Origin of the sequence: Nonomuraea sp. NPDC049141 (assembly GCF_040648415.1) — a bacterium.
In the GTDB taxonomy this organism is placed as follows: domain Bacteria; phylum Actinomycetota; class Actinomycetes; order Streptosporangiales; family Streptosporangiaceae; genus Nonomuraea.
Genome location: NZ_JBEZDR010000004.1, coordinates 401,801 through 414,436 on the forward strand (window position 1 = coordinate 401,801; position 12,636 = coordinate 414,436).

Annotated in this window: 12 protein-coding genes; 7 read left to right on the forward strand and 5 right to left on the reverse strand. The window is 70.4% G+C overall.

The features are described 5' to 3' along the window. Nucleotides 1-2: 2 nt before the first annotated feature. Entirely contained in the window at nt 3-800 is a 798-nt protein-coding gene (locus AB0B91_RS14105; RefSeq protein ID WP_358318672.1) for an alpha/beta fold hydrolase, read from the forward strand. On the opposite strand, the gene AB0B91_RS14110 is transcribed toward AB0B91_RS14105, so the two are convergent. Beyond that, nucleotides 786-1,391, reverse strand: a complete 606-nt coding sequence (locus AB0B91_RS14110) for a DUF4126 domain-containing protein (protein WP_358318673.1) — start codon at nt 1,389-1,391, stop codon at nt 786-788. The genes AB0B91_RS14105 and AB0B91_RS14110 overlap by 15 nt on opposite strands. 4 nt (nt 1,392-1,395) lie before the next feature. Beyond that, on the reverse strand, nt 1,396-2,295 hold the full coding sequence (locus AB0B91_RS14115; protein WP_358318674.1) for a phosphotransferase: 900 nt from the start codon (nt 2,293-2,295) through the stop codon (nt 1,396-1,398). Between the two features lie 60 nt (nt 2,296-2,355). Here AB0B91_RS14115 and AB0B91_RS14120 point away from each other — a divergent pair, with 60 nt between their 5' ends. Beyond that, complete coding sequence (locus tag AB0B91_RS14120) at nt 2,356-4,734, forward strand: FAD-dependent oxidoreductase (RefSeq protein ID WP_358318675.1); 2,379 nt, start codon at nt 2,356-2,358, stop codon at nt 4,732-4,734. On the opposite strand, the gene AB0B91_RS14125 is transcribed toward AB0B91_RS14120, so the two are convergent. Genes AB0B91_RS14125 through AB0B91_RS14135 form a run of 3 tightly spaced genes read right to left on the reverse strand, consistent with a single transcriptional unit; the run spans nt 4,691 to nt 7,303 of the window. Then, a complete protein-coding gene (locus tag AB0B91_RS14125; protein WP_358318676.1) occupies nt 4,691-5,488 on the reverse strand; it encodes a GntR family transcriptional regulator in 798 nt (265 codons plus the stop codon). The genes AB0B91_RS14120 and AB0B91_RS14125 overlap by 44 nt on opposite strands. Next, complete coding sequence (locus AB0B91_RS14130; RefSeq protein ID WP_358318677.1) at nt 5,485-6,609, reverse strand: nitronate monooxygenase family protein; 1,125 nt, start codon at nt 6,607-6,609, stop codon at nt 5,485-5,487. The genes AB0B91_RS14125 and AB0B91_RS14130 overlap by 4 nt, the downstream gene beginning before the upstream one ends. Before the next feature lie 16 nt (nt 6,610-6,625). Further along, entirely contained in the window at nt 6,626-7,303 is a 678-nt protein-coding gene (locus tag AB0B91_RS14135) for an acyltransferase (RefSeq protein WP_358318678.1), read from the reverse strand. A 110-nt stretch (nt 7,304-7,413) separates the two neighbouring features. Between AB0B91_RS14135 and AB0B91_RS14140 the strand changes: the two genes are divergently transcribed. From AB0B91_RS14140 to AB0B91_RS14160, 5 genes are all read left to right on the forward strand, one after another. Further along, nucleotides 7,414-9,090, forward strand: a complete 1,677-nt coding sequence (locus AB0B91_RS14140; protein ID WP_358318679.1) for a CTP synthase — start codon at nt 7,414-7,416, stop codon at nt 9,088-9,090. After that, the gene (locus AB0B91_RS14145) at nt 9,087-9,698 is read left to right on the forward strand and encodes an NUDIX hydrolase (protein ID WP_358318680.1); all 612 of its coding nucleotides are present in this window, start codon (nt 9,087-9,089) and stop codon (nt 9,696-9,698) included. The genes AB0B91_RS14140 and AB0B91_RS14145 overlap by 4 nt, the downstream gene beginning before the upstream one ends. Before the next feature lie 15 nt (nt 9,699-9,713). Then, nucleotides 9,714-10,619, forward strand: coding sequence for a site-specific tyrosine recombinase XerD (locus AB0B91_RS14150; RefSeq protein ID WP_358318681.1), 906 nt, complete (start codon nt 9,714-9,716; stop codon nt 10,617-10,619). A 206-nt stretch (nt 10,620-10,825) separates the two neighbouring features. Then, nucleotides 10,826-11,677 (forward strand): AAA family ATPase, encoded by an 852-nt coding sequence (locus AB0B91_RS14155; RefSeq protein WP_250905916.1) that lies wholly within the window; start codon nt 10,826-10,828, stop codon nt 11,675-11,677. Beyond that, nucleotides 11,674-12,489 carry a segregation/condensation protein A gene (locus tag AB0B91_RS14160; protein ID WP_358318682.1) on the forward strand — a complete coding sequence of 272 codons (816 nt, stop codon included), beginning with the start codon at nt 11,674-11,676 and terminating at the stop codon, nt 12,487-12,489. Before AB0B91_RS14155 ends, AB0B91_RS14160 begins: the two co-directional genes overlap by 4 nt. Nucleotides 12,490-12,636: the final 147 nt, after the last annotated feature.

Below are 12,636 nucleotides of genomic sequence, written 5' to 3' on the forward strand. Positions count from 1 at the left end.
GGATGCCTTACGCGGATATAGGGCAAAATATCCGGCTCTTCTATACCGATGACGGCACGGGGGACGGCCCGCCGCTGCTGCTCGTGCACGGCTGGGGCGCCGACTCCCACCAGTGGTCGTGGCACATCGACGGGCTCGCCGCCAAGCACCGGGTGATCGCGGTGGATCTACGCGGCCACGGCTACTCGTCCGTGCCCGACGAGGGCAACACGCCGCGCCAGATGGCCGACGACCTCGCCGCGCTGATGGACATGCTGGCCATCCCCGAGGTGATCGCGATCGGCCACTCCATGGGCGGCCAGGTCGTCTCCATCCTGGCGGTCGAGCATCCGGACAAGGTACGCAAGCTGGTCGCGGTCGATCCCGGTTACGGCATGTCGGCGGACATCGCGCGCGACTTCCCGGAGACGATCGCCGCACTGCGCGGCCCGCACCCGCACGCCGCCGCCGTACAACTCGACCGGTGGTGCACCAACACCGCCACCCCGGCCGTCATCAGGCGCTGGCACCAGCGCAGGCTGCACGGCATGGCGCCGCACGTGCTGCTCCAGGCGTTCGAGGCCATGTTCACGCTGCCCGGCGCGATCGGGGTACGGCCGGCGAGCGACGACTACATCGTCCGCAGGCAGTGCCCGGTGCTGTCGATCTGGAGTGACGCGGAACGCGCCGCCTGGGAGGCGGGGCTGTGCAAGCATCCGGCGTCGAAGGTGGTGTGCTGGGAGGGCTCCAGCCACCGGCTGCACGAGGAGCGTCCCGGAGAGTTCCTCGTAGTGCTGCGCCGATGGCTACGGGCTTCCTGACGCGCGTCTGGCCCGGCGGGCGGCGCGGTAGCGGCGTACCTTCCTGATCGTCCACCAGGCGAGCACGGCCATCAGCAGCAGCACGACGACCACCAGCACGGGCACGAACACCGCGACCAGGCTCATACCGAGCGACCCGACGTCCTCCACCGTGCTCGCGACGGGCGCGCCCACGCCGCCCGTCCCCACGTTGATCATGGGACGGGCCGTCGCCTTCAGCGCGTGCACGGCCAGCGCCACCAGGATGCCCAGCACCCAGCCCACCCACGGGTGCCCGGTCATCCAGGTCGAGTGGTCGAGCTCGGCGGCCGCGTTCGTGGCGCTGAACACCACGCCGCCGGCCGCCGGTCGTACCGCCGTCTGGATGGCGTCGTTGACGCTGTCGACGGCCGGGACCTTGTCCAGCACCATCTCCGCGACCAGCAGCACCGCGATCACGGCGAGCACGCCCCAGTTGGACAGCCACGAGTAGCCGTCGGGCAGTTTCACCCTGTCGGTGACGTTCGCCAGCACGCCCACCACGAGGAGCGGAATGTAGGCGTTCAGCCCGGCGGCGGTGGACAGGCCGAGCCCGGTCAATGCGGCGAACATGCCCCTAGTCTGCCCGGGCCGCCTCGTCCATGAGCGCTGCCAGACCGGATCCGGTGAACTCGGCGACCGCCCGCTCGTACTTCTCCATGCCCCACGACCAGAAGTCGAAGTCGATGCTCTGGTTGGCGCCGTCCTGGATCGAGGCCCACAGCGTCCAGCCGTACTTGGACATCAGCCCGAGCAGCCGCGCCCGCGCGATCTTGTGGCGCAGGCGGCGGCCGTAGTAGGCCGTGACCAGCTCTTCCAGCAGATCCAGAGACAGGTCCGACTCGCTCCAGATGTTGCCGAGCTCGAAGCAGGGGTCGTTGTTGCCGGCGTACTCGTAGTCGATCAGCCAGAGCCGCTCGCCGCCGTCGATGATGTTGCCGGGCAACAGGTCGTTGTGACACGGCACCCGCCCCACATCCCGAATATCCAGACATTTCCTGATCCGCTCAACTTCGGGCATGAAATCGAGATATTTCGCCGGAAGTCGGTAGCCGCGGGTCCGGACGATCTCCAGATAGCCCCGCTGCACCTCGAACATGTCGAAGTCCCGTGCGAACCGAGGCCCCGCGTGCAGCCGTCCGCACACCTCGGCCAGCCGCCGCAGGTTCGCCGGGTCACGCAGGTCGGCCTCCGTGAACGTACGGCCCGGCAGGAAACCCACGATCAGCACCCCGAGCTCCGGCAGATAGTCGTGCACCGGCGCCCCCACCCCGATCCGCGCGGCGGTCAGCGAACAGGAGTATTCGACGTCCCGGTCGATCGCCAGCAGCGATCCCTCGCTGGCGGACACCCGCACCACGTGGGCGCCGCCGGGAACGGTCACCTTGTAGTTGTGGTTGGTCAGCCCGCCGGGCAACTCCTCGACGGAACGCGGCGCGCCGGACAGCAGAGGGATGCGATCGAAGATCTCGGTCATGGTCGATGCTAGCCCCGCCACCCCCTAAACGGTCTAGACCTTTAGTGTAGCCTCGCCCGCATGAGCGACTCGGCCCGCATCGTGATCATCGGCGGCGGCGTGGGCGGCGCCTCCGTCGCCTACCACCTGACCCAGCTCGGCGAACGCGACGTCGTCCTGCTGGACCGCGACGAGCTGACCAGCGGCTCCACCTTCCACTCCGCCGGGCTCGTCGGCCAGCTGCGCGCCGACCCCACGCTGACCAGGATGAACCAGTACTCGGTCGAGCTCTATCGCACGCTCGACGCCGGCTGGACGGAGTGCGGCGGCATCAAGCTGGCCTCTACGGCCGAGCGGATGGCCGAGATCCGCCGCCAGATCGGCTGGGCGCGCACGTTCGGCCTGCCGCTGGAGGAGATCTCCGTCGCCGAGGCGGCCGAGCTGTTCCCGCTGATGGACCCGTCGGGCGTCGTCGGCGCGGCGTACCTGCCGACCGACGGGCAGATCGACCCCTCCGCGCTCTGCTACGCGCTGGCCGCCAAGGCCCGCGAGGGCGGCGCCCGCGTCCGGCCCAGGACCCGCGTGCTCGGCATCGACACCGAACGCGGCCGGGTCACGCGGGTCCGCACCGACCAGGGCGACATCGACTGCGAGGTGGTGGTCAACTGCGGCGGCATGTTCGCCGCCGAGATCGGCCGGATGGCCGGGGTGCGGATCCCGATCGTGCCGATGTCGCACCAGTACGTGGTCACCGACGCCTTCCACGAGCACGCCGGGCTGCCGACGCTGCGCGACCCCGACCTGCTCGTCTACTACCGGCAGGAGGTGCAGGGCCTGGTCATGGGCGGCTACGAGCGCACCTGCGCCCCCTGGACGGCGGACGAGACCTCCTACGACGCCATCCCGGCCGACTTCAACGGCCGCCTGCTCGCCGAAGATTGGGACCGATTCACCGAAATTTCGGAGAATTCGCGGATCCGCGTTCCGGCCATGGCCGACGTCGGCATCCGCAAGATGATCAACGGCCCGGAGGCCTTCACCCCCGACAACGAGTTCTGCCTCGGCGAGACCGAGGTCGGCGGGTTCTTCGTGGCGGCCGGCTTCTGCGCGCACGGCATCGCGGGCGCCGGCGGCATCGGCAAGGTGATGGCCGAGTGGATCGTCGAGGGCGAGCCCGCCATGGACGTCTGGCACATGGACATCCGCCGCTTCGGCCGCCAGTACCGCTCCCCGTCCTACACCCTCGCCCGCGCGATCGAGAACTACGAGACCTACTACGACATCCGCTACCCCGGCCACGAGCGGTCGGCGGGCCGCCCGCTCAAGGTCTCCCCGGCCTACGGCTGGCACGCCGAGCACGGCGCCGAGTTCGGCGAGAAGGCGGGCTGGGAGCGGGTCAACTTCTACCGGTCGAACGAGCCGGACGGCACCGACGAGCGGCCCGAGGGCTGGGCCGGACGGCTGTGGTCGCCCGCGATCGGGGTGGAGCACCGGGCCGTGCGAGAGACGGCGGGCCTGTTCGACGAGACCTCGTTCGCCAAGATCGAGGTCTCCGGGCCGGACGCCGCCGAGCTGCTCGAATGGGTCTGCGACAACCGCGTGGCCCGCCGGGTCGGCGCGGTGACCTACACCCAGGCGCTCAACCGGCGCGGCGGCATCGAGTGCGACTTCACCGTCACCAGGCGGGCCGAGGACGAGTTCCTCATCGTGACCGGCACCGCGTTCGGCTCGCACGACCTGGGCTGGCTGCGCAAGCAGGCCGCGCTCAGGGACGCCCACGTGCGGATCGCCGACGTGACCGGCCAGTACGCCTGCTTCGCCCTGTGGGGGCCGCGCGCCCGCGACATCCTCGGGACGCTCACGCCCGACCCGCTCGACTTCCCGTTCATGTCCGCGCGCGAGCTCACCGTGGACGACGTGCCGGTGCTGGCGCTGAGGGTGACGTACGTGGGCGAGCTGGGCTGGGAGTTGTACTGCTCCAGCGAGTACGGCCTGGCGCTCTGGCAGGCGCTGTGGCGGGCAGGCCGGCCGTACGAGCTGCGGGCCGGAGGCTACCGGGCCATCGAGAGCCTGCGCCTGGAGAAGGGCTACCGGGTCTGGGGCGCCGACATCGGGCCCGAGACCACGCCGTACGAGGCGGGGCTCGGCTTCTGCGTCAAGCTCGACAAGGACTTCCTCGGCAAGGACGCGCTCGACCCCGCCCCCGGGCGCGGGCTGCGCTGCCTGACGCTGGAGCCGGGGGCGATCGCGCTCGGCAACGAGCCGGTGCGCCTGGACGGCCAGGTCGTGGCCCGGATCACCTCGGGCGGCCACGGCTACACGGTCGGCTCGCCGATCGCCTACGCCTACCTGCCCGCGGGGCCGGGCGCCAAGGTCGAGGTCGAGGTGGAGGGCGCCTGGGTGACCGGGACCGTGGTCAAGGAACCGCTCTACGACCCGGCGGGGGAGCGGGTGCGCTGAGGCCGCTGCGGACCGAGATGCGCACCCGGTCGGAGCGGAACAGGTCACGGGCGAACTCCACCGGCTCGCCGGCCGCCGCGTAGGCGGTGCGCTCGATCAGCATGAGCGGTGTGCCCGGCTCGACGCCCAGCTCGGCGGCCTCGTCGGACCTGGCGATGACCGGGTCGAGGTGCTCGACGGCCGTGCGCGGCTCCAGGTCGTAGCGCTCGGCGAGCAGCGTGTAGAGCGACCCGCCGAGATCCTCCTCCAGGAAGCCGGGCAGCGCGGGGAAGAAGGAGCGTTCGAGCGCCACCGGCGACTGGCCGGCCGAGCGGACCCTGACGACCGCGTGCACCGGCTCGTCCACGGTGGTCCGCAGCGCGGCGGCGACGGAGCGGGGCGCCGGGACGGTCGCGGCGAGCAGCACCTTGGCCTCGGCCTGAAGGTGGGCGCGCCGCATCTGCTCGGTGAACCCCGCCAGCCCCGTCAGATCGCACTCCACGCGCGGGTCGGCGACGAACGCGCCGCCGGACCTGCCCGGCACCCTGACCAGGACGCCGTCGTGCTCCAGCGTCGCCAGGGCCTGTCTGAGCGTCATCCGGCTCACGCCCAGGCTCGCCGACAGCTCCCGCTCGCCCGGCAGCCGGTCGCCGGGCTCCATCTCGCCGCTGCCGATGGACTCCAGCAGCCAGCGCTCGATCTGCACGTGCGCGGGGACACCGGTGCCGCGCTCGACCTCGGGTGTCCCGACCACAGGCGAATCGTAGCCGGTCATCCCGACAATCTGGACAGCCGTTCGACCGCGTCGGCGAACTCGCTCACCATCTCGTAGACCACCTCGCGAGCGGGCTTGACCTGGTCGAGCTGGCCGACGACCTGCCCGACGAAGTAGTTGGCCAGCTCCACGGCCCCCGGCTCGCCACGCTCGGCGGCCAGGCCGACGCGGGCCATCGCGGCCTCGGCCACCAGCATCTGCAGCGGCATCGCGAGCGGGCCGGGGCTCTCCTGTCCCGAGTCCCACTCCTCGGTCCAGGCCGACTTGAGCTGCCTGGCCGGCTTGCCGGTGCGCGACCTGGACCTGACCGTGTCGAGCGAGGAGGCGGCCAGCAGCTTCCGCTTCACCGCGGGCGCCGTCTCCGCCTCCTCGGTGGTCAGCCAGACCGACCCGCACCACACGCCTTCGGCGCCGAGCGCCATCGCCGCCGCCATCTGCCGTCCCGAGGCGATGCCACCCGCCGCCAGCACCGGCACCGGCGCGACCGCGTCCACGACCTGCGGCACCAGCACCATGGTGGCGATCTCGCCGGTGTGCCCGCCCGCCTCGGTGCCCTGCGCCACGATCAGGTCCGCGCCCGCCGCCACCTGCCGGTGGGCGTGCTCGACGGTGCCGACCAGCGCGGCCACCGGCACGCCCGCCTGCCGGGCGGCGGCCACCATCTCCGGCGGCGGCGGCCCGAGCGCGCTGGCGATCAGGCCGATCGGATGCTTGAGCGCCACGTCGATCAGCCCGGTCGCGCCCGCCGCCGTCACCCGCCTGCCGAACTCGTCCGCCGAGGCGGCCACCGGTTGCGGCGGCGTGTTCACGCCGTACTTGGACAGCAGGTGCGTGATGAAGTCGCGGTGCCGTTCCGGGATGAAGTCGGTCAGATGGGCGTCGAGATCGAGCGCCGACGCGTCGAGCTTGCCGGGCACCAGCACGTCCACCCCGTACGGACGGCCGTTCACCCGCTCGTCGATCCAGGTGAGCTCGGTGTCGAGCTGCTCGGGCGTGTAGGCGATCGCGCCCAGGACGCCGAAGCCGCCCGCGTTCGTGACCGCGGCCACCACGTCGCGGCAGTGGCTGAAGGCGAACAACGGGAACTCGACGCCGAGACGTTCGCAAAGTGCGGTCCGCATGCACCGACGCTAACCGTCAGAAGGTTGTTCGGTCCAGACCGTCTACGAGGGCGGGACTGCCGGTCGGCATGCCCGGAGTGTGCCAGCCGAGCGTGGGATCGTAGCTGCGCACCAGCTTGGCGGGCACCCCCGCGACCACGCTGTGATCGGGGAACTCCCCGCGCACGACCGCGCCGCCCGCCACCACGCACTGGCGGCCGATCCTGGTGCCCGGCAGGATGATCGCGCCCGCGCCGAGCCAGGAGCCCGCGCCGATCGATACCGGACTGTTGCGCGGCCACTGCCTGCCGATCGGCGTCTCCGGGTCGTCGTAGACGTGGTTCTGGTCGGTGATGTAGACGTACGGGCCGGTGAAGACGTGCTCGCCGATGTCGATCGACTGGTGGGCCACGATGTGCGAGCCCCGGCCGATCGAGCAGCCGCCGCCGATCCGCAGGATCGAGTCCGGGCCCAGGTCGACGCCGGGACCCATGCCGCAGGAGAGCGACACCCGCTCGCCGATCAGCGTGTGGTCGCCGATCTCGATCCACTGCTCGCCGAAGATCGCGCCCGGCGGGAAGGCGATGCTGACTCCGTCGCCCAGATGCCGGAAGCGGGTGCCGCCCGGACTGGCGGGAGTGATCGCCCCTGCCGCGCGGATCGCCCTGTAGGCACGGTGAATCAGCGCGCCCGTCGCCCGCCGTACAAATGACATAGGGCCCAAAGTTACCGCTAGGTCATGCCGTTCGGGCATGTCGGGGGCGTTGTTTGATATCCTGAGAGCCCGTGGACGCTTCGACCACAACTCGACCCACGGGAGCCCCTTTGCGCAGCGCATCGCAAACCAAGCATCTGTTCGTCACCGGCGGTGTCGCCTCCAGTCTCGGCAAGGGGCTCACCGCCTCCAGCCTGGGCCGTCTGCTCAAGGGACGCGGTCTCCGGGTCACCATGCAGAAACTCGACCCCTACCTCAACGTGGACCCCGGAACGATGAACCCGTTCCAGCACGGTGAGGTCTTCGTCACAGACGACGGATCCGAGACCGACCTCGACGTCGGGCACTACGAGCGGTTCCTCGACACCGATCTGCACGGTTCGGCGAACGTCACCACCGGCCAGGTCTACTCCAACGTCATCGCCAAGGAGCGGCGCGGCGAATACCTGGGCGACACGGTCCAGGTCATCCCGCACATCACCAACGAGATCAAGGACCGCATCCGGGGCATGGCCGGTCCTGAGGTCGACGTGGTCATCACCGAGGTGGGCGGCACGGTCGGCGACATCGAGTCGCTGCCGTTCCTGGAGGCCGTACGCCAGATCAGGCACGAGGTCGGACGCGACAACGTCTTCTTCCTGCACGTGTCGCTGCTGCCGTACATCGGCCCCTCCGGGGAGCTGAAGACCAAGCCGACGCAGCACAGCGTGGCCGCGCTGCGCAGCATCGGCATCCAGCCCGACGCGATCGTGCTCCGCTCCGACCGGCCCGTGCAGACGGCGATCAAGCGGAAGATCAGCCTGATGTGCGACGTCGACGAGGACGCCGTCGTCTCGGCCGTGGACGCCGCCTCGATCTACGACATCCCCAAGGTGCTGCACTCCGAGGGGCTCGACGCGTACGTGGTGCGGCGGCTCGGCCTGCCCTTCCGCGACGTGGACTGGAAGGAGTGGGAGGAGCTCCTGCGCCGGGTGCACCGGCCGGCCAAGGAGGTCACCATCGCGCTGGTCGGCAAGTACATCGACCTGCCCGACGCCTACCTGTCCGTCACCGAGGCGCTGCGGGCGGGCGGGTTCGCCAACGACGCCCGCGTCAACATCCGCTGGGTCAAGAGCGACGACTGCGAGACGCCCGAGGGCGCCGAGCGCGAGCTCGACGGCGTCGACGGCGTGCTGATCCCCGGCGGGTTCGGGGTGCGCGGCATCGAGGGCAAGATCGGCGCGATCCGCCACGCCCGGGAGGGTAAGATCCCGCTCCTCGGCATCTGCCTCGGCATGCAGGGCATGGTCATCGAGGCCGCGCGCAACCTGGCGGGACTCGAAGAGGCCAACTCCACCGAGTTCGACCCCGACGCCAAGTACCCGGTCATCTCCACGATGGCCGACCAGGAGGACGTCGTCGCCGGCGAACGCGACATGGGCGGCACCATGCGCCTGGGCAGCTACACCGCCAAGCTCGGCGAGGGCACGCTGGCCAGGCAGCTGTACGGTGGCAAGGCCAAGGTCGCCGAACGCCACCGTCACAGGTACGAGGTGGGCAACTCCTACCGCGAGCGGCTGGAGAAGGTCGGCATGGTGTTCTCCGGGCTGTCGCCCGACGGCCGCCTGGTCGAATACACCGAGCTGCCCGTCGAGGCCCACCCGTTCTTCATCGGCACCCAGGCCCACCCCGAGTTCCGCTCCCGGCCGACGCGGGCCAACCCGATGTTCAAGGGTCTGATCAACGCCGCGCTCGCCTACGCCGACAGCCGCGTGACCCCGAAGGTGACTCCGAAGGTGGCCAAGTGAGGGTCGAAGACACGCCCGAGGCGTGGGACGTCGTCGAATCCAAGAACCGGTTCGAGGGCCGGGTGGTCCACGTGGTCACCGACACCGTCCGCATGCCGAAGGACACGGTCGCCGACCGCGACTACGTCGTGCATCCCGGGTCGGTCGCCGTCCTCGCGCTCGACGAGCGGGACCGGGTCCTGCTCATCCGTCAATACCGCCACCCGACCCGTCAGCTGCTCTGGGAGCTGCCCGCCGGGCTGCGTGACGTCGAAGGCGAACCGCTGGTCACCGGTGCCGCGCGGGAGCTGGCCGAGGAGGCCGGGTACCGCGCCGAGACCTGGCACACGCTGGTCGACCTCTACACCTCGCCCGGCATGTCCAACGAGCGGATCCGGGTGTTCCTGGCCCGCGGCCTGTCGAAGATCCCCGACGACGAGAACGGCTTCGTTCACGAGCACGAGGAGATCGACATGCCGGTCGAGTGGGTGCCCCTGACCGACGCGGTCGAAAGGGCGCTCATGGGAATGATCCACAATTCCCCGACCGTGGCCGGTATCCTCGCCGCATATGCGGCTTCGGTCGAGGGATTCGCCCTGTTGCGCCCTGCCGATGCCAAGGAGGCATGACGGAAGGACCACTTCGTGGAGGCGGTGCTCTCCAGCTACCTCGCCCACCTGACGGTGGAGCGGGGCCTGGCTGCCAACACGCTGGCCTCCTACCGCCGTGACCTGCACCGCTACGTCGAGCACCTGCGGTCACGCGGGCGAGTGACGCTCGGCGAGGTGGGCGAGGCCGACGTCCTCGACTTCCTCGCCGCACTGCGTCAGGGCGACTGCGACCACCCCGCCCTCGTGGCCAGCTCGGCCGCGCGGGCGGTGTCGGCCGTCCGCGGCCTGCACCGCTTCGCGCTGCGCGAGGGCGTCACGGCCCACGACCCGGCGCATCAGGTACGACCGCCGCGGCAGCTCCGCCGACTGCCCAAGGCGATCACCGTCGACGAGGTCGAGCGGCTCATCGCCGCCTCCGGCCCCGACGGCGCGCCGCTGACCCTGCGCAACCGGGCCCTGCTGGAGGTCCTGTACGGCACGGGCGCCCGCATCTCCGAAGCCGTCGGCCTGGCCGTGGACGACCTGGAGGCGGAGCAGGTACGGCTGCGCGGCAAGGGCAGCCGTACCCGCGTCGTCCCCCTGGGCCGCTACGCCCGCTCCGCGCTCGACGCCTATCTCGTCAGGGCCCGGCCCGGTCTCGTGTCCCACGGCCGGGGCACCCCCGCCGCCTTCCTCAACGCCAGGGGCGGGCGGCTCACCCGGCAGGGCGCCTGGGAGGTGCTCCAGGCCGCCGCCGAGCGAGCCGGACTCGCCGGGATATCTCCCCACGTTCTCCGGCATTCCTTCGCAACCCACCTCCTCGACGGCGGCGCCGACGTTAGGGTGGTCCAGGAGTTGCTCGGCCACGCCTCGGTGACGACCACGCAGGTTTACACCCTGGTCACCGTCGACAAACTCCGCGAGGTGTACGCCGCCGCGCACCCCCGTGCCCGTCAGTGATCTATAGTCTTTTGCGACGTGCGGCACTTCGGCGTGCCGCCTTGCCGCGTTAAGTGGTGACGCCATAGTGTCCGTCCGGACGGTCCGGTTCGGGATCGTCAGGGAGGTTCGAGCTGGTGACTGTGAAGACCAACGGTTCGACCCCGGGGACCCCCGACAACCCCTGGGGTGACACGAAGACCAACACGCCCTCCGTGGGCGTGAATCTGGGTCCGACCCGGCGTCCCCGCCCGGTGTTCCCCGAACCTGTCGCGCCCGAGATCCACGGGCCCGCGCGGGTGGTCGCGATGGTCAACCAGAAGGGTGGGGTCGGCAAGACCACCACCACCATCAACCTGGGCGCCGCGCTCGTCGAATACGGCCTCAAGGTGCTCCTCGTCGACTTCGACCCGCAGGGCGCGCTGTCCGTCGGCCTCGGCATCAACCCGCTCCAGCTCGACCTCACGGTCTACAACCTGCTGATGGAGCGCAACGTCACCGCCGAGGACGTGCTGCTGGAGACCGGCGTCGAGGGCCTCGACCTGCTGCCCAGCAACATCGACCTGTCCGCGGCCGAGGTCCAGCTCGTCACCGAGGTCGCCCGCGAGCAGGTGCTCGGCCGCGTGATCAAGCCGCTGCTGCCGCACTACGACGTCTGCCTGATCGACTGCCAGCCGTCGCTCGGCCTGCTCACGATCAACGCGCTGACCTGCGCGCAGGGCGTCATGGTGCCGCTGGAGTGCGAGTTCTTCGCGCTGCGCGGCGTGGCCCTGCTCATGGACACCATCACCAAGGTGCAGGAACGCCTCAACGAGGACCTCGAGATCGAGGGCCTGCTCGCCACCATGTACGACGCCCGCACCCTGCACGGCCGCGAGGTGCTCGCCCGCGTCGTCGAGGCGTTCGGCGACAAGGTGTTCCACACCGTGATCAACCGCACCGTGCGTTTCCCCGACGCCACGGTCGCCGGCGAGCCGATCACCACGTTCGACCCGTCGTCCCTCGGTGCGAACGCTTACCGTGAGCTGGCCAGAGAGGTGCTGTCCCGTTGGCCGGCACCTGCCACAATGGCCAGGTGACGGAGGAGGCAGAGCCACAGGGGTTCAGGGTTCACCTGGACGTCTTCGAGGGGCCCTTCGACCTGCTCCTCGGCCTGATCTCCAAGCACAAGCTCGACATCACCGAGATTTCCCTCTCCAAGGTCACCGACGAGTTCATCGCCTACATCCGGGCTCGCGGTCCCGAGTGGGACCTCGATCTGACCAGCCACTTCCTGCTGGTCGCGGCCACGCTCCTGGATCTCAAGGCGGCCCGCCTGCTGCCGTCGGGCGAGGTCGAGGACGAAGAGGATCTGGCTCTGCTGGAGGCCCGCGACCTGCTGTTCGCCAGGTTGCTGCAGTACAAGGCGTACAAGGAGGTGGCGAAGGTCTTCTCCGGCCGCATGGCCGAAGAGGCGCTGCGCTTCCCCCGCACCGCGCCCATGGAGCCGCAGTTCGCCAACCTGCTCCCGCAGCTCATCCTCGGCATCAGCCCGGACGACCTCGCCCGGATCGCCGCCCGCGCCTTCGTCCCCAAGCTCCCGCCCACGGTCAGCGTCGGGCACATCTACCAACCTCTGGCCAGCGTGCGGGAGCAAGCCGCTATCCTGGTGGCGCACCTGCGGCGGATGCGGCGGGCCACCTTCCGGGCCCTGGTTGCCGACTGCGAAGGCACCATCGAGGTCATCGCCCGCTTCCTGGCCGTGCTGGAGCTCTTCCGGGAGTCCGCGGTCACCTTCGAACAGGTCGAAGCACTGGGCGACCTGCACGTGACCTGGACCGGCTCGGACGACGGGGACGTCGCGGTGGGGGACGACTACGAGGAGAGCGCGGAGAAGACGGCTGATGACTGACCGCTTGGACGACAACCCGCCGCACGACTCCGCCCCATTGCCCGCCTGGATGACCCTCCCGGGCTCCCTCGCCACCCCGAACACCTCCGACACACCCGCCGCCGATGAGTCGGAGGGTGTGTCGCCTGAGGACGGTCTGCGGGAGAT